Source organism: Flavobacterium lacustre (assembly GCF_027474525.2).
Lineage (GTDB): Bacteria > Bacteroidota > Bacteroidia > Flavobacteriales > Flavobacteriaceae > Flavobacterium > Flavobacterium lacustre.
This window is the reverse complement of record NZ_CP114882.2, coordinates 2887423-2904653: the sequence shown is the minus strand read 5'-3', so window position 1 is coordinate 2904653 and position 17231 is coordinate 2887423. Positions and strand designations below refer to the sequence as shown.

At 32.6% G+C, this 17231-nt stretch carries 14 protein-coding genes; all 14 read right to left on the bottom strand.

Translation table 11 applies throughout. The annotated features are described in order from the left end of the window. Nucleotides 1-7: 7 nt before the first annotated feature. The 14 genes from O6P34_RS12590 to O6P34_RS12525 all read right to left on the bottom strand — a co-directional run bounded on the left by O6P34_RS12590 (nt 8) and on the right by O6P34_RS12525 (nt 17226). Nucleotides 8-784 (bottom strand): ABC transporter ATP-binding protein, encoded by a 777-nt coding sequence (locus O6P34_RS12590; protein ID WP_269684862.1) that lies wholly within the window; start codon nt 782-784, stop codon nt 8-10. 2 nt (nt 785-786) lie between these two features. Further along, nucleotides 787-1575, bottom strand: coding sequence for an MlaE family ABC transporter permease (locus O6P34_RS12585; protein WP_269684861.1), 789 nt, complete (start codon nt 1573-1575; stop codon nt 787-789). 28 nt (nt 1576-1603) lie between these two features. After that, entirely contained in the window at nt 1604-2071 is a 468-nt protein-coding gene (locus O6P34_RS12580) for a PA2169 family four-helix-bundle protein (RefSeq protein ID WP_269684860.1), read from the bottom strand. A 250-nt stretch (nt 2072-2321) separates the two neighbouring features. After that, nucleotides 2322-2759 (bottom strand): hypothetical protein, encoded by a 438-nt coding sequence (locus tag O6P34_RS12575; protein ID WP_269684859.1) that lies wholly within the window; start codon nt 2757-2759, stop codon nt 2322-2324. Between the two features lie 217 nt (nt 2760-2976). Continuing rightward, nucleotides 2977-3801: an NAD(P)H-hydrate dehydratase gene (locus tag O6P34_RS12570; protein ID WP_269684858.1), complete on the bottom strand. Its 825-nt coding sequence runs from the start codon at nt 3799-3801 to the stop codon at nt 2977-2979. A gap of 98 nt (nt 3802-3899) precedes the next feature. Further along, nucleotides 3900-4799: a YihY/virulence factor BrkB family protein gene (locus O6P34_RS12565; RefSeq protein ID WP_269684857.1), complete on the bottom strand. Its 900-nt coding sequence runs from the start codon at nt 4797-4799 to the stop codon at nt 3900-3902. A gap of 264 nt (nt 4800-5063) precedes the next feature. Next, nucleotides 5064-6518 carry an OmpA family protein gene (locus O6P34_RS12560; protein ID WP_269684856.1) on the bottom strand — a complete coding sequence of 485 codons (1455 nt, stop codon included), beginning with the start codon at nt 6516-6518 and terminating at the stop codon, nt 5064-5066. Between the two features lie 295 nt (nt 6519-6813). Continuing rightward, entirely contained in the window at nt 6814-6987 is a 174-nt protein-coding gene (locus O6P34_RS12555) for a hypothetical protein (RefSeq protein ID WP_269684855.1), read from the bottom strand. A gap of 110 nt (nt 6988-7097) precedes the next feature. Further along, the gene (locus O6P34_RS12550) at nt 7098-7292 is read right to left on the bottom strand and encodes a hypothetical protein (protein WP_269684854.1); all 195 of its coding nucleotides are present in this window, start codon (nt 7290-7292) and stop codon (nt 7098-7100) included. Between the two features lie 96 nt (nt 7293-7388). Further along, on the bottom strand, nt 7389-7739 hold the full coding sequence (locus tag O6P34_RS12545; RefSeq protein ID WP_269684853.1) for a hypothetical protein: 351 nt from the start codon (nt 7737-7739) through the stop codon (nt 7389-7391). Nucleotides 7740-8088: 349 nt separating this feature from the next. Next, a complete protein-coding gene (locus tag O6P34_RS12540) occupies nt 8089-8523 on the bottom strand; it encodes a response regulator (protein ID WP_269684852.1) in 435 nt (144 codons plus the stop codon). Next, nucleotides 8520-11945, bottom strand: a complete 3426-nt coding sequence (locus O6P34_RS12535) for a CHASE3 domain-containing protein (protein WP_269684851.1) — start codon at nt 11943-11945, stop codon at nt 8520-8522. The genes O6P34_RS12540 and O6P34_RS12535 overlap by 4 nt, the downstream gene beginning before the upstream one ends. A gap of 70 nt (nt 11946-12015) precedes the next feature. Continuing rightward, nucleotides 12016-12561 carry a helix-turn-helix domain-containing protein gene (locus O6P34_RS12530; protein ID WP_269686755.1) on the bottom strand — a complete coding sequence of 182 codons (546 nt, stop codon included), beginning with the start codon at nt 12559-12561 and terminating at the stop codon, nt 12016-12018. Nucleotides 12562-12912: 351 nt separating this feature from the next. Next, nucleotides 12913-17226: a CheR family methyltransferase gene (locus O6P34_RS12525; RefSeq protein WP_269684850.1), complete on the bottom strand. Its 4314-nt coding sequence runs from the start codon at nt 17224-17226 to the stop codon at nt 12913-12915. Nucleotides 17227-17231: the final 5 nt, after the last annotated feature.

The window sequence follows — 17231 nt, the reverse complement described above, 5'->3', positions numbered from 1 at the left end:
AATTTGATTAAATGAAAAAAGAGCGTACCCAATCGTCGTCACTTTTTTCTAATGTTTCGTAACTTCCTTCGGCATGAATTACACCGTCTTTTAGGATTACAATTCGGTTACCCGTTAGTTTAGCACATTCCATATCATGGGTAATGATGATTGAAGTGGTTTTGTTTTTCTTTTGAATGTCTAACATCAATTCGCTGATTTCTCTTGAGGTAATGCTGTCTAATCCTGTTGTGGGTTCATCATACAATATGATTTCCGGTTTTAGGATCAATGTTCTTGCTAAACCAATTCTTTTGCGCATTCCTCCAGATAATTCAGAAGGCATTTTATCAATAGCTTCGGCTAAGCCCACGTTTTCGAGTGCTTGCAATACTTCGGTTTCTAATTCTTCCGAAGACAAATCCGTAGCATGACGCCTCAATATAAACATCAGGTTTTCACGAACGCTCATGGAGTCATATAGAGCAGCACTTTGGAACAAAAAACCGATTCTAACCCGAATTGTATTTAGTTCATGATTGCTGAGTTTTGTGATATCGGTACCCAAAACGTTAATTTCTCCTTGATCTGGAATCACTAATCCTACGATGCATTTTATAGCAATTGATTTGCCAGAACCTGATCTTCCCAGAATAACTAAGTTTTCTCCTTTATTAACGGTGAGATTAACTCCTTTTAAGACAGCATTTTTTCCAAATGATTTATATAAATCCTTGATTACGATAACTGGTACTTCTGAATCAGATGCAGTGTTTTTTTCTATATTTATTTTTTCTTGTATCATTTTTAAAAAAGTAAGTCGGTTACTTGTACCGCCAACATATCTATTATAAAAATGGTAAGCGAAGCAGTTACAACGGCCGAATTTGCAGCTTTTCCTACGCTTGCAGTTCCATTATCTGCTGTAAATCCTTTATAACAACCAATCATTCCGATGAAGAAACCAAAGAAAAAAGTTTTGATGATTGCAGGAAAAATATCTAAAAAAGTAATGGATTCCCCAACTTGCGAAAAGTAGCGAAACAGGTTTACTTCATTATGAATATTGATTCCCATATAACCGCCATAAATACCAACGGCATCGGCATAGATTACTAAAACGGGAACCATTAATGTGGTGGCCAAAATCCGGGTAACTACTAAATACTTGAACGGATTAATGGCAGCCACTTCCATGGCGTCAATTTGTTCCGTTACTTTCATAGAACCCAGTTCAGCTCCGATTCCTGAAGATACTTTTCCGGCACAAATCAATGCTGTAATTACTGGTGCAATTTCTCTGATTAAGGAAAGTGCAACCATGCCCGGAAGCCAGGATTCTGCACCAAACTTTGCCAAAGTAGGTCTTGACTGAAGCGTTAATACCAGTCCCATAATAAAACCGGTAATGGTTACTAATGGTAAAGATTTATAGCCAATCGTATAACATTGCTTGAAAAATTCTTTGATTTCATAAGGAGGCCTTACGACTTCTTTGAAAAATCGCACTGTAAACAAGGTAATATTCCCTACATCATTAAAAATATTTTTTAAATAAGGAATTAAAACAGGATTTTTCAGGGGTAATAAAGTCATAATTATACTGTTTTATTAATCGGTGATTTTATTTAGATTCATGATTTAATATGCTGTCTCTTAGATTTTTTACTCTATCGTGGTCAAGTTTTATAGCGTGTTGCTGAGCTTTTAATTTGGTGAGTAATTCTTGATTTAAAAAATCAAAATTATCTTTCAAAATAGTTCTGTAAGACCTAAAGGTTTTATCGTCATCGTATTCGCAAATGCTCAAAATATCTTCCCGGTCTTTGTCCACAAGGGCTGTTTTGATGTCATTCCAAAATTTATATAAGCGACTTGCTTTTTTTGTTTTCTTAATTGGTTTTCCTCCTAATTTTTTGATTTCTACAATTAATTCTTCTTTGTGTTTTTGACTTTTTTCCTGAAATTCAAAAAAGAGACTAATTAAATCCGATTCATAGGTTACTTTTGAAGCGGTTTCATAGCCATCTAATCTTTCATCATTAATTTCGATAAGATTGTTTAACACATCAATTGATTTTTCTGTATTCATTTTTTTTAATTTAAATTAGCACAAATACAATTCAAGAAAATTAAAATTGTAAATGGTAAAGATGGAACCTATGTTGGTAAGAAGTGTTACATAAATTTTCGAAAAAGTTATATCATTCACGGATTTCCAATTGTGAAATAAAAATGGATTTGGTTCAAATTAGGAGATAAACAAAAAAAAATCTACTAAGCTCTTAAAGAACTTAATAGATTTATAAAGGAAATACTTTGTAGTGAGTGCCCTTTTTTAATTAAAAATCTTTTGTGGTTAAAACAACTTGATTGTTTGGGTATTGTACATCTGCATTATCCTCGGCTGTAATGAATATTTTTTCGGGTTTAAAGGAAGTAACTGTTTCAAAAGAAGCTTTTAATTTTGAAGATAAAAAACCACTGTCACTTTTTATTTGTCCAATGTTTTTTATCATTGAATCATCAGTTTCCATCCAAACCACATAGGCTTTATTTGCATTTTGTAAACGATCAACTTCGGCCAAATCATTTATTTTTATTTGAATCTGATAATTTTTATTAGCGTCTTTCTTTACTTTAACATGACCTCTGGCTGCAGGAACTACAGAGGAAGTTTGAAACGAAACTTTTTTGGCACAAGATGTAAATGAGAAGATTAGGGTAGAAAAAAATAGACCTAAAAGTAATTTTTTTGTCATTGAATTGAAGGGAATCATTTTGTTTTTTATTTAAATTATTGTCCTATAAAGGTGGTGAAGATTAACTCAGTCTCTGTTATAAAACTTTAAGTAAAACTTATATAATTCCTACCTTTTGAATAAAAAAATCAAAAAGGAATCTGTTTCATGAGAAGTATTTTCATGAAAAAACAGCAGGAAAGTAAGTAGGTTTATATTAGTGGCAAATGTGGTTTAATGTGGCAATTTTTGAAGATTATTCCATTGTCTTTTTTAGTGCCTTGCCTAATGATTCTATGACATCTGTAATGAGCATACTTTCCATACTTTGATTTTTCAAAGTAAGATCGGCTGCAAATCCATGCAAGTAAACGCCTAATTTTGCAGCACCAAAAGGGTCGTAACCTTGCGCCAAAAAAGAAAGAATAATTCCTGTGAGAGCGTCACCAGAGCCTCCTTTTGCTAAACCAGCATTGCCGGTTGTATTATAAAAAGTATCACCGTTATATGTAATCAGGGTATGGTGTCCTTTTAAGACGATTGTTATTTTAAGTTCTTTAGATTTTTGGATGGCGGTATTCATCCGTTCATTATTGTCCTTGTGTGTCCCAAAAAGACGATCAAATTCTTTTGGATGTGGGGTGATTATGGTTTCTTTTGGGATTTTCTCCAAAAGAGATTTATTGGATGAAATACAATTTAAAGCATCTGCATCTAATAGGATTCGTTTATTAAAATCATTCAAAACGCTAACTAGAATTTCTTCGGATTCTTTACCAGTTCCTAAGCCTGGTCCAATTCCTATGGCGGAAAAATTATTCAAATCACTTATTGTATTTTCACGCATTACGAGCATGGCTTCCGGAATAGCGGTTTGTAAAATAAAGCGCTCTTCTTCGGGTATGTTTACCGTTAATAACCCAGCTCCAGAACGCAAACAAGCTCTTGAAGCAATTACCGAAGATCCCATAAAACCTTTGGAACCCGCTATTAATAAGGCATGACCATGAATCCCTTTGTGTGAGGATGCTTCCCTGGGTTTTAATATACTTTTGATATAACTTTTAGACAGTGCTTTCATATTGGTATCAAACAAAAATTACCATAAATATATTGCATTAAATTGAATGTACGAATTATTTTGCCAAATGATTAAAGCTATTTATTATCAAAGATGATTTATGCGCTCTTTTGTGGAATAATTTTTTCGGCAATTTCGTTTGGTGGAATAGTTCCTGAATACATTTTTGCATAAACAGCTGTAAATTCTGCTCCAAAAAAAAGAATCATAGACGAATATGAAACCCACAGCAAAATTAGTATGATAGAACCTGCGGCGCCATAAATTGAGGCTGGTTCTGCTTTACCAAAATAAAAAGCAAGTCCTGTTTTACCTATCGTAAAGAGGATTCCGGTAACAATAGATCCTAGCCAAACATGTTTCCATTTTATTTTGGCATCCGGTAAAATCTTGAAAATTAAAGCAAATAGAGCCGATAATACGGCCAAAGAAAATATAAAATTGAGCACATTAAAAACAATTAATACAAAGGAAGAGGTATCTACTTTGAACCAATTGCTAAAAGCGGCCAAAGCGGTTGAAATGACCAAGGAAATAATTAATAAAAAAGCGATTGCCAAAATTAATCCAAACGAAAAAAGTCTAGCTTTGAGAATGGGTAAAATCCCTTTTTCGGTACTTACGGTTACATGCCAAATGTAGTTTAATGATTTTTGTAATTCAACAAAAACTCCGGTCGCTCCGACTAACAAAATGACTGCTCCAATAATGGTATTCCAAACATTAGATTTGGATTCACTCGATTTGGTTAATATTTCTCCAACTTGAGTAGCCGTTTCTGCTCCCATGGTAGTTGCTATTTGACCTAAAATCTCATGGTTTACAGTGTCTTTTCCAAAGAAATATCCAGCAATTGCAATGATTAACACTAATAATCCAGGAATACTAAAAATAGCATAATAAGCAATAACAGCACTTTGTCTGAATGGATCTTTGTCACTCCATTCTTGATAGGTATTGTTTAATAATAAGCCTAAATCCTTTACTTGGAACTGCATTTGGTACTTTTTTAAGATTCTGATTCTAATGTTTTTATAATTGTATAAAGATGCTTTTTTTACGGCTGAAACTGTTATATAACTTTACGGATAAGTTGTAATATTTACGTTTTCTATTGGTAGTAAAAAATCGATTATCAGATGTCTTTATCGAAATTTTAGATACTAAATCCTCAGAAGTTAAGGCATAAGAAAAGGGCTGTTGAAATCAACAGCCCTCTTCACCCAAATTTAAAAAAAATAACCCAACCTAATCGATTCGTATTAGTACGATGTTTTTAATTCTACTCTTCTGTTTTTAGCACGACCTAAAGACGTTTTGTTAGAAGCAATTGGTTTACTTTCTCCATATCCTACAGCAGTCAATCTAGATTCTGAAACTCCTTTGCTTGCTAAATATTCTTTAACAGACTCTGTACGTTTTTGAGATAGATTTAAATTGTAAGCATCGTTTCCGTTGCTGTCTGCGTGACCTTCTATTACTAAATTAGCTCCTTCATAACGATTTAATATCGCAGATAATTCGTCTAATTGAACTAGAGAACCTACTTTAAGTTTATCACTTGCATTTTCGAAAAAGATTTTGCTACCGATATAAGTAATACGTTTTGCATCTTTTGGAGTAATATCCGGACAACCTTTGTTTGCCATTGTTCCTTTTTGAGTAGGACAACGGTCATCGATATCCGCTACACCATCTCCGTCAGTATCAGGACATCCTTTTAAACTCATTGGTCCTGCAATATCCGGACAACGGTCTTCATCATTTATAGTACCATCTTTATCATTATCCATAGGACAACCGCTGGCATCTACTTTGTATCCTGTTTTTGTATCAGGACATTTATCATTTATATCTGCAACTCCGTCTCCATCAGTATCTGGACAACCGTTAAGTGCGATTGTTCCGGCAGTATCCGGGCATTTGTCTAATTGATCGGCAACACCATCATTATCACGGTCTGGACAACCGTTTAAGGCAGCAGTTCCGGCAGCATCAGGACAAGTGTCTAAATAATCTGCGACACCGTCATTATCTCTGTCTAATGGACATCCTTTTTTGTCTACAGCAACTCCGGCAGGAGTATCAGGACAATTGTCTTTAGAGTCAGAAACACCATCATTATCAGCGTCATTTTTGGCACCAAAATTAAATGTTAAACCCACCATATGTGATAAGTAAGCATCTTTTTCTCCAACATCGATTCCATCTCTTCTGTCTATATTCGAAAAACTGAATGTTTCTTGCAAGTTAAGATTGATTACAGGACTTAATCTAAAATTGATCCCACCACCCGCAGTTGGTAGAGCATAATCGATTCTGTCTTGATCAAAATTTAAATCATTATCAAATAAAATAGCTCCAACACCAGCAAATACAAAAGGTCTTACTGCATTTTCAGGTCCTAAAATATTAAACCTAAGATTGAATGAAGCTGCATTAAAATCGCTTTTGAAACCTCCAGTTGTACCATTATAACCTATTGTTCCTTTGGTTAACAATAAATTGGCATCAAAATGGCGCCCTAAATATCTAGAAACAGATAATCCTCCAAATCCGTAGAAAGCTTTGTCGGTTTTATAGAAATTATTTCCCAGATCTCCCTGATATTGTGTAACACCAGTATGAAGACCAATATTCCATTTTTTGTCTTCGGTCTGTGCTTTTACAATAAATGTAAATGCTAAGCAAGTACATAATAATAGTAATTTTTTCATTTTGTTTTATGTTAAATTATTTAAACAAAGGTCATCCAGAACCAAATGAAAAATGTTATATAACTTTAGCAATAAGTTGTATGATTCACACATTTTAACTGTAATTCTACTGACTGTCAAATTGAATAAAAATTAAATAAAAATTAAATAAAATACGTCATTAACCCGCTGTAGGTAAGTACTAAAAACAATTTTTCTTTATATTTTTCTTAATGAAAATACTAGAATAATCAATTTAAATACTTACACACAACGGGTTAATTAATACTAATTTAGGATTAAACTATTCGTGGTATTATAGGTTTGAATCTTCTTCTACAAATTCATCAATTGAAAGTTTGAAGTCCTCTTCTTTAAGTTCAATAGAATGATTTGTACTGTCTTTTTTCAGTTTTTTTTTCAAAGTGATTTTCCCAACTTTACAATTACTTTTTGAAGGGTAATTGTTTTTATTTTCTATTTTTTCCATGATTTTAGTATTTAGTTTTTAGAGGACTAATTTAAATATCGCCTTAATATCCAAGCCATTGTTTCGTGTTATTATAACAAGATTTAAAATGCAATTAGCTTAAAAAAACGTTATGATTCGTCTTTTGTAGTTTTGACTAAGTTGATACCCGAAATAAAAAATACAATCCCTAATATGCCATAAATGATTAATTCCTTCACATCTTTTGTAGCACCTGAAGTGTCTGTAAATACTACTGCTGTATAAATAAGTCCGCCAATTCCTAAAATAGTAAGTAGGGCGCCAAAGATTCTTTTGAGATTCATAATTTTGTTTTTAAAGTTTATATAATAGAATCTGCACTGTTTAAAACGGCTGATTCCTGTTTTTAGATGTTGTTTTTTGTGTTGAAAACCGGAAATTTACTCCTGAATATCTTCTTCCAAGTTATTGTGATTATCGCCTCCAATACTGTATCCGTTATTTTCTTCATCTTCACTACCAATATTTTCCTGTTCATCATCTAGTTCAGAACCCGGAATATCTAGGTCGTTTCCCGAAACATCATCTTCAAAATCTTTTTCGTTTAATGGGTTTCGATTGTCAATTTCAATTGGTGTTTTCTTTTCAGAAGTATCTTCTAAGTCGATATCTTCTTCTTCAAAATCATTTACATAAATATCTTCACTTGGAGGATAATGCGGATATCCGGGAAAATCAGATTGCGCTTCTTTTTCGATATTTAATTTCGGATTGTTGTTTTTATTTTCCATGAGATACATTGTTTTAGATTGCTAAGTTGCTATTAAACAGCTTGTAAAGTGTTATGAAATTTTTGTAAATAATTATATTATTCACAGATTGTCGGCTCAAATAGTTTAATAAATGAATGTACTTTTAGCACTATACAAAGTTCTTATTATATCAAGAAAAATAGGTTACATAATTATCTTTTTAACTTATAACATTAACATATTGAGGTTTTTATAGTTTTTTTTAACCTGTTTTTTAGCGCTTAATTTTTTTAAAAATTTTGACATAAAAAAACGGAAAGTTTTCCTTTCCGTTTTTTAGCGTATTTGTTTTTCTTTTTTTCAAAAAAAGCAAAAGTTTGAAGCGTAATTACATTCTGGCCATGTACCAATTCAATTCTTTTTCGATTCTTTCGAAGTGAAAAAAGGCGGTAATATTTTTTTGTAATCTCAAAAAGGCTGTTTCACTTTTTACCACATAATCAAATGCTTTGTGATGCATACAACTAATGGCTACATCTATTTTATCTTGCGAAGAGAGCATCACAACCGGAATATCTGGATTGTATTCTTTTATTTTATCTAAAGTCTCAATGCCGTTCATTGCAGTGGGATCTATTCCGTCGAGATGGTAATCTAAAATGATTACATCTGGTTTTTTAGATAAATTAGCAATGCAAAGTTCTCCAGTCGAATAGGTTTCTACTATAAAATCAGTATGTTGGATGAATTCAATTTCTAATGATTTTAAGAAAACGGCATCATCGTCTACTAAGAAAAGTTTTATTTTATTATCGTTTTTCATGATTTTATATTTTTAATTCTATTAAGTTCTTCTTCTAGTTCACTGCACGATTGGTTCAAAACCTTTTCGAGTTGTATAACCATTTCATTTATATCTTCTTCTTCCTGTTGCGTATTTGCAAATTCCTGTACTTTTTTGGCCATGTTTTCAAAATCGGTACTGATGCCCATAATTGAAAAAGAAGGAATCATTTTGTGTACTGCAGAGTGCAGCGATTTCCAATCTTTATCAAGATAACTTTGCTTCATCGAACTGATTAATGGTGGAGTTTGTTGCAAATAAATAGAAATCATTTCCATCATTAATACCGGATTTGATTTGGTTCTTTGGTTTAAGTAAAGTAAGTTAATGTATTTAATTTTAGGTGTTTCAGAAACTGTTTTTTCAATATTATCTTCGCTCATGATACTATTTTTTTTAATTAAACTAACAATTTTACTATACAATATTCGCTCGTCGATAGGTTTAGCAAGGTAATCATTCATTCCTACAGCTTTGCATTTTTCTAAATCCACTGTGGTAACATCTGCCGTTAAAGCGATGATAGGTATGGTTAATTTCATGGTCTTCCTAATGTATTCTGTGGCATCAAACCCATTCATTTCAGGCATTTGTAAATCCATTAAGATGATATCGTAGGTATTGTTTTTGAGTTTTTCGATAGCTATTTTTCCGTTTTCGGCAATATCACGTTCAAATCCAAAATCATCTAATACCGTCTTCATCAGTAACTGATTCAAAGCCATATCTTCAACGACTAAGACTTTTAAATCTTTTATTTCATTATCTAATTCTAATATTTCTAATTCGGTTTGTGCAGCAGCTTTTGTTTTCAAAAACGGGAGTCTGAAACTAAATGTAGAACCTTCGTTAACAATACTTTCTACTTTGATGCTTCCGCCTTGTGGTTCAACTAACTGTTTGACAATGGCAAGACCCAGACCAGTTCCTCCGTATAATCGTGACGTTCCACTGGTTGCTTGTTGAAAATTTTCGAACACTGTTTCTATTTTCGATTGCGAAATACCAATTCCGGTATCAGAGATTGCAAATTCAAGAATTACTTTTACGTCATCTTCCTCGATTAGTTTTACAATTACTGTGATTTTTCCTTTCGAAGTAAACTTTACCGCATTACTGATTAGATTTAATATAATTTGATGTAAACGAACGGGATCGCCCACTAAAACTTCTGGAATGGCAGGATCAAATTCCCGAATCAATTTTAAATTTTTCTCTTGTATTTTAGATTCAAAAAGATGTAACATTGCCGCAATTGATGATTTTAATTTGAATGGTATTTGTTCAAATTGCATTTTACCGGCATCAACTTTTGCTAAGTCCAAAATGTCATTTATAAGAACAATTAGCGCGTCACCACTTATTTTTATAGCATTTAAATATTCTTTTTGCTTAACCGTTAAATCTGTTTTCAAGACCACTTTAGTAAAACCGATAATAGCATTCATCGGTGTCCTGATTTCGTGACTCATATTGGATAAAAATTGTTGCTTGGATTTAACCGCTTCTTCGGCAATTATTGTAGCATTTTGCGCTTTATTTTTTTCTTCCTCAGCAATTGTTGTTGCTAATTCTGCAAATACTTTAGCTTCTATAAATTCACGTTCAATTCTTTTTTGTTCTGTAATGTCACGGGCAACCATAACGGCACCCAAAACATTTCCTTGTTCGTCTTTATAAACAGAACCATTAAATAGTACTTCTGTAAATTTTTCATCCATTATCGTCAGGGGATAATCGACTACAAATCCTTTTGAAAAAACTTCTGTATATCCTTCACGAGCCTTTACAGAGTCTGTAAAATAGTCAAAAAAATCAGAACCTATAAGTTGGTTTTTAGTTACTCCTGTTACTCGGGCCGAAGCTTCATTTGTATCTGTAATTTTTCCTTTTGGACTAATGGTAAATAGAGGGTCGCGGCTGGCTTCAATTAGACTCAAAGAATATTCGGAGGCTATTTTCAATGAATTACTAAGTACTTCTAATTCTTCATTTTCTATTTTTCTTTTTTCTTTTTCGTCATTTTGAAATGCTAATTCTACGTTTGCAATAATTAACTCAGCGGCTCTTTTTTCTTTGACCTGATGTTGAAAAGCCATTTCTTCGTTGGCCAAAATTAATTCAGCTGCCCGATTTCCTTTTTCAATATTTTGATAGGCTAATTCCTCATTAGCAATAATTAATTCGGCTGCCCGATTTTCTTTTTCATCATTTTGATACGCCAATTCTTTATTGGCAATGCTTAATTCATTGGCTCTTTTTTCTTTTTCGTCATTTTGAAAAGCCAGTTCTTCGTTAGCAATACTTAATTCATCTGCTCTTTTTTGCTTTTCATTATTCTGGAAAGCCAGTTCTTTATTTGCTTTTTGTAAATCTAAAGCCCATTTTTGTTCCGCAATATCTCGTGCAACAATTACAACACCCAAAACATTTCCAAAATCATCTTTATAAACAGAACCGTTAAATAGCACATCGGTCAGCTTGCCTTCTTTATGACGAAGTGTAAGCGGAGAATCTGCAACTGAGCCTTTGGCAAATACTTTTTGATACACTTCACGTGCTTTTTGGGGCTCTGTAAAATAATCAAAGAAATCAGAACCAATTAATTTCTCCCGCTGTATTCCCGTTATTGTAACGGTGGCTTCATTCATATCCGTAATTTTTCCTTCGGTATTGATTGTTACCAATGGGTCTAGACTTGCTTCAATTAAACTTAAAGAATATTTTGATAGTAATTTTTGTTCCGCTACAAATTCCTTAACTTCAAGATTTCTCTTTTTATGATTTTTTAAAATAAAAATGACCAATATAAATATGATAATTATTAAAAACAGAAGCAGAGCAAACGAAATATTTGAAGTCTGATTTATTTTTTCATTTTCAATTTTTTGATATTTCAATAATCGTAGTTCCTCGGAATTGATATTGTTTATAATAGTTCGGATAGTATCCGTCAGATATTTTCCTTCTTCAATTGCAAACTTTTTATCCGCGTTATTCCATATGGCATCCTTTTGATTTTTTATTGTGGCACTCGAAAAAACCAATCGTTTATCTACAAATTCCTTTAAAACCTTTATTCGAATCAGTTGGCTGGGGTTGTTTCTGGATAGTTTCTCAAGGCGGTCAAGGTTTTCATGGATTTTATTGGCAGATTTTATATAAGGTTCCAAAAATAGTTCATTCCCAGTTATTACATACCCTCTTGTACCTGTTTCGATGTTTAGAATATCTATGAGAACATCATCATTCATCATGCGGACTTCATTGCTGTGATCCACAAAAACGTTTGTTGATTTTATTTTTTCATTGTTGTAATAAAAAAACACCAATATCGATGCTAACGCAATGATAGAGAGAAAGTAAAAGATATTAGTTTTTTTTTCTAATGTATTATTCATAAAGTGGTATTGTATTTTTTGACATTGACTATACTGTTATTATGTCAATATCCTGCTTTAACAGCTGCAATTAATTTCCTATTTCTTCAATCGGACTTCGCCTTTTATTTTTTAATTGTTTAAAATGTGAAGGGGTAAGGCCGGTTACTTTTTTGAACTGACTCGATAGGTGGGCAACACTACTGTATCCCATTTTCCAAGCAATTTCGGTTATATTTAATTCTCCATAAATGATTAATTCTTTAATGCGTTCCGTTTTATGGGAAATGATAAATTGTTCGATTGTTGTTCCTTGTACTTCTGAAAATAAATTTGACAAATAAGTGTAATCATGATTTAATTTTTCATGTAAATAGTCCGAAAAATTAATTTTTATAACCTCATCAGAATGATGGACCATTTCGATAATTACATTTTTTATTTTTTCAATCAGCATGGCTTTTCGGTCATCCATCAATTCCAGTCCAGATTCTAAAAGTGATTTTTTTAGTTGTTCTCTTTGATGCATTGTAATATTTTCCATGATTTCAACTTCGCCTAATTCCACTAGAATAAAGTGAAGACCTAATCGTTTCAATTCTTCTTTTACCGCCATTTTGCAACGGTTGCTGACCATGTATTTAATGTATAGTTTCAAATTTTAAATTTTGTTTTAGCTTTATGATAAAGCATTATTGTTGGGGGTTTATTTAGTTACAAAAACTTGGTTGTAAGGTCCTGTAAATCCGTTTTGTGTCGACGAATTATTTTTACAAGGTACTTTCTTTTGTACCGTAAAATTTATATCATTAAAGAAAAGAGTTGTATAATTCACAGATTTTAAATTTTAAACTAAATTTGTTGTTCTCTTCTTTTTAAAACAGCATTTTACAAAAATTTATATTTTGATTTATCTAGCTGTTATTTTGTTTTTTATTTAAATAAGTAAATTTTTTAAAAAAGTTTCTAAATATAGAATCAATTATTATTAGTGTTGTGAATTTTTCGTAATGTGCATGATAATTTTGTTATACAAAAGCTTTTCGTCAATGGGCTTAGAGATGTAATCATTCATACCTACTTTTTTAGATTTTTCAACATCAAGTGAAGTAACATCTGCGGTAAGAGCTATAATTGGAATTTCAGAATGTAAGGTGTTTCGAATGTAATCTGTAGTCTCAAAACCGTTCATTTCTGGCATTTGTAAATCCATTAGAATAATATCATAATTTTTTTCCTGAAGTTTTTCTATGACAATTTTACCATTATCCGCAATATCACATTCAAATCCAAAGTCTAGTAATATTATTTTTATCAGAATTTGATTGAGCGACATGTCTTCAGCGACCAATACTTTTATATTTTGTCTTTTATTTTCGGATGCTATAACGGTAGTGGTTTCTTCTGACAGTGTTGCTTTTGTTTTCAAAAAAGGCATGGTGAAACCAAAAGTTGATCCTTCGCCTACTTTACTTTTTACAATAAGTGTTCCTCCCTGCAGTTCTACAAGTTGTTTTACTATTGAAAGTCCTAAACCGGTTCCTCCGTATAATTTGGAAATTTCATCAGAGGCTTGCTCGAAATTATAAAAAATTTGACTCAATTTATTTTCAGCGATTCCAATACCGGTATCAGTAATAGTAAACTCGATGGTTGCTTTCTTCGCGTCTTGGGCTGTAATGTAAATGCTCATGATCACTTTTCCTTGTGATGTAAATTTTATGGCATTGCTTATTAAATTTAGAATTATTTGTCGCAAACGGATAGCATCTCCCAATAAAATTTGAGGAATTGTTTCATCATAATGTTTGATTAATTCTAGATTTTTCTCTTGGCATTTGTTTTCAAATAACTGGTATATTTCTGATATAGATTCCTGCAAACAAAACGGATTTTTGTCAAAAGACATTTTACCGGCATCCACTTTGGCTAAATCAAGAATGTCATTTATTAGAACAATTAAAGCTTCACCAGAAGTTTTTATGGCATCGATGTAGTCTTTTTGTTGTTGATTTAAATCGGTTTTTAAAATCACATTTGTAAATCCGACAATTGCATTCATAGGAGTACGGATTTCGTGACTCATATTTGACAAAAATTGTTGCTTAAATTTTAGCGCATCTTCGGCAATTTTAGTTTTTTGTTCAGCTATTCGTCTAGCTTCGATTAATTCATTTTTTACAATTTTATGAGCCGTTACTTCATAAGCAATTATAGTAATTCCTGATATAGTTTCATCGGCTTCAAGATAAGGCTGATACACAAAATTAAAATAGACATCTTCAAATTTTCCATTGCGTAGCAAAGGAATCATCAGTTCATAACCTTGATATGGAATGCCTGTTGAGTAAACATCATCCAGTAATTTAGGAATTAAGGTTTCTTTAAGTTCGGGCAAAATCTCTATTAATCCTTTTCCTTCAATAGCGCTTCCTTTCCCCCAAATTTCTTTGATACTGTCATTGGCTAAGGCGATCTCCATTTTACGGCCTTTTAATATTGCAAAAGCAAATGGTGATTGCATCAACATCATATTGTAACGCTTGTTACTGTCTTCTATAAGTTTGAGTGCTTTTTTCTCAATCTCCAATTGTTTTTCTAATGCCTTTTTTTCTTTTACTTGTAGTTCGATTGCTAATCGTCTCACATCTGTGATGTCAACGATTGTAAGCACAATCAACTCTTCATTAGCGCTTTGCTGTACTATTCTATGGGCGTTAAGCAGCATTATTTTTGCGCCAATTACAGGAAAAGTATGTATTACTTCAAAATCATGAAAGCGAATATTTTTTGGAACAATTTCCTCTAATAATTCCCTTAATCCTTGGATATTCCATTGATTATTGCCTAATTTATATAATGATTTTCCAATGCTTTCTTCTTCGGTTACTTGAAATGTTTTATAGAAAGATTTATTGGCTGATTTAATTTTAATGTCTTTGTCTAATACCAATACCGGTTCATGAACAGTAGATAATATGGCTTCATTATAATTATTTAATTCTTCTACTTGTTGAATGCGCACATGCAATTCCTGATTGCTTGTGGTGAGTTCTTCATTAGTAGATTCAATTTCTTCTTTGGATGTTTCCAGTTCTTCATTTAAACTCTGTAATTCTTCATTACTCGAAACAATTTCTTCATTAGCACTTTGTAATTCCTCGTTGGCAGCTTCCTGATCGTGAGTTATAGAACCCATATCAGCTCGGGCGCATGCCAATTCTTCTTCCAGTTTTTTGATCCGTTTATCTTTAGCAATTGAATTTTTTTGTCTTGCCTTTTTAGGATCATGCTCCGATTCAATTTGTTGCTGTCCTGTAAAAATTACTATCAATAATGGCTCTTCACCCTCTAATTTGAGTGGAATTACTTCAATATTTACAATTTGAAATGAATTATCTGCTTCATCACGATTCATTTCAATCCCCATTTTACGTACAATCTGTTTCGTTTTTATAGCATGATGAATGGCGTTGCGCAGTTCAAAAGTAATTTCAAGATGCACCATTTTTAAAATATTAAAACTGGCTTTTCCAGGCGAATGCTGCAAATACAAGGCTGTGGAACCTCTAAATTGGAGGATATCTAAATCATAATTAATGATTACGCTTGCGGGGACATGATTCTCAAGTAAAACGGCATCAAAAGCGTTCCCTAGATTACCGTTGGGGGAAAGTTGCATTTTCTTGAAAGGAACGTTAGGAATTGGGTTTTTTTCGGGCATGGTTAAATAGGAATTGCGTGAGGTTAGATTTGGGATAGACCTAAGTGTTGTATTTTTTTTTCGGGAATAAAATTTATACTTTTTATCAATTGTTGTAAAAAGTTGTCCCAGCGTACCAATAGTTTCAGATTTGCCAAGCATCAAGCAGCCACCATCATTTAGAGCATAATGAAAAGTGGACATAATTTTTTTCTGTGCGCTAATATCTAGATAAATGAGTACATTTCTACAACTGATAAAATCCATTCTGGAAAATGGAGGATCGCTTAAAATATTATGATGTGCAAAAACACAAACGTCTCGAAGCGCTTTTATAATGCGGTATTTATGTTTTGATTTTGTAAAAAACCGTTGCAATCGCTCAGGAGAAATGCCGGAAACTTGCTGTAAAGTATATTCGCCAAGCCGTGCAACAGCAATCGCTTCTGTACTCAAATCGGAAGCGAAAATCTGAAAAGGAATGTATAAGTTGGTTTCTTCTTTAATTTCTAATAAAAGCATGGCAATCGAATAAACTTCTTCACCGGTTGCACAAGCAGCTACCCAAATCCGAAACGTTTCTCCTGTTTTTTTAGCTTGCAGTAATTTGGGTAGTATTTTACTTTTTAAAAGTAAAAAAGCATCCGTATCTCTGAAAAACGAAGTGACATTAATCAATAAATCTTGATAGAGCAGGTCAACTTCGGATTTATTAATAACCAATAGTTCATTATATTTAGCTAATGTTTTTATTTTATTAATCAGCATTCTGCGCAGAATTCTGCGCTTTATGGTATTCATTTTATAATGACTAAAATCAACATTTTTTGTTTGATGCAAATAATGAACAATTTTTTTTAAATCGGGATTTGCGTTATCAAAATCAAAATCAAATACTTTCTTAGCTATTTTCCGGGGTGCCGAAGGATTTTGACTCATTTGAGTTAATTCGATTCCAATTTCTTTAGGCGATAAAACAAAATCGACAGCACCATTAGCAATAGCTGAATTTGGCATACTCGTAAATTTTGCAGAATCATCTTGTGCAAAAGTCATTCCGCCAGCCAATTTTATGTCTTTTAAACCAATAGTTCCATCTTGTGCACTTCCTGATAATATAATTCCAATAACGTTTTCTTTGTGCGTTTCCGCCAAAGATGAAAAGAGTGTATCTATTGAAATAGCAGCACCTCCACTAGAACGAGGAATTAATTTGATGTGACCATCCGTAACCTCTATTCCTTTGTTATAAGGAATCACATATACGTTGTTAGGTAGCATTTTTTCCATTTGATCAATGTCCTGAACTTTCATCTTGGTTGTTTTTGACAAAATCGAAGAGAGCATACTTTTGTGATCCGGACTTAAATGTTGTACATAAATAAAGGCCATACCGGTTGTTGGAGAGAGATTTTGTAACAATTGGGTTATCGCCTCAAGACCGCCTGCCGATGCGCCAATAGCAACAATAGTAAACGAATTTGAAGGTTCATTTTCGTTTTTTTGAAGTATATCTTCTGGTTTTGAATTATAAACTAATTCATTTTCAGTAGTTTCTGTAAGAATTGAGGCGATTTTTTTGGGAGGAATAGATTTCATTTTCA

What these genes read in the sequence shown, in the direction of transcription:
- O6P34_RS12590 (WP_269684862.1), bottom strand. Translation starts at nt 784, where the DNA reads ATGATACAAGAAAAAATAAATATAGAAAAAAACACTGCATCTGATTCA.
- O6P34_RS12585 (WP_269684861.1), bottom strand. Translation starts at nt 1,575, where the DNA reads ATGACTTTATTACCCCTGAAAAATCCTGTTTTAATTCCTTATTTAAAA.
- O6P34_RS12575 (WP_269684859.1), bottom strand. Translation starts at nt 2,759, where the DNA reads ATGATTCCCTTCAATTCAATGACAAAAAAATTACTTTTAGGTCTATTT.
- O6P34_RS12525 (WP_269684850.1), bottom strand. Translation starts at nt 17,226, where the DNA reads ATGAAATCTATTCCTCCCAAAAAAATCGCCTCAATTCTTACAGAAACT.
- O6P34_RS12580 (WP_269684860.1), bottom strand. Translation starts at nt 2,071, where the DNA reads ATGAATACAGAAAAATCAATTGATGTGTTAAACAATCTTATCGAAATT.
- O6P34_RS12535 (WP_269684851.1), bottom strand. Translation starts at nt 11,945, where the DNA reads ATGAATAATACATTAGAAAAAAAAACTAATATCTTTTACTTTCTCTCT.
- O6P34_RS12550 (WP_269684854.1), bottom strand. Translation starts at nt 7,292, where the DNA reads ATGAATCTCAAAAGAATCTTTGGCGCCCTACTTACTATTTTAGGAATT.
- O6P34_RS12530 (WP_269686755.1), bottom strand. Translation starts at nt 12,561, where the DNA reads ATGGTCAGCAACCGTTGCAAAATGGCGGTAAAAGAAGAATTGAAACGA.
- O6P34_RS12560 (WP_269684856.1), bottom strand. Translation starts at nt 6,518, where the DNA reads ATGAAAAAATTACTATTATTATGTACTTGCTTAGCATTTACATTTATT.
- O6P34_RS12545 (WP_269684853.1), bottom strand. Translation starts at nt 7,739, where the DNA reads ATGGAAAATAAAAACAACAATCCGAAATTAAATATCGAAAAAGAAGCG.
- O6P34_RS12540 (WP_269684852.1), bottom strand. Translation starts at nt 8,523, where the DNA reads ATGAAAAACGATAATAAAATAAAACTTTTCTTAGTAGACGATGATGCC.
- O6P34_RS12555 (WP_269684855.1), bottom strand. Translation starts at nt 6,987, where the DNA reads ATGGAAAAAATAGAAAATAAAAACAATTACCCTTCAAAAAGTAATTGT.
- O6P34_RS12565 (WP_269684857.1), bottom strand. Translation starts at nt 4,799, where the DNA reads ATGCAGTTCCAAGTAAAGGATTTAGGCTTATTATTAAACAATACCTAT.
- O6P34_RS12570 (WP_269684858.1), bottom strand. Translation starts at nt 3,801, where the DNA reads ATGAAAGCACTGTCTAAAAGTTATATCAAAAGTATATTAAAACCCAGG.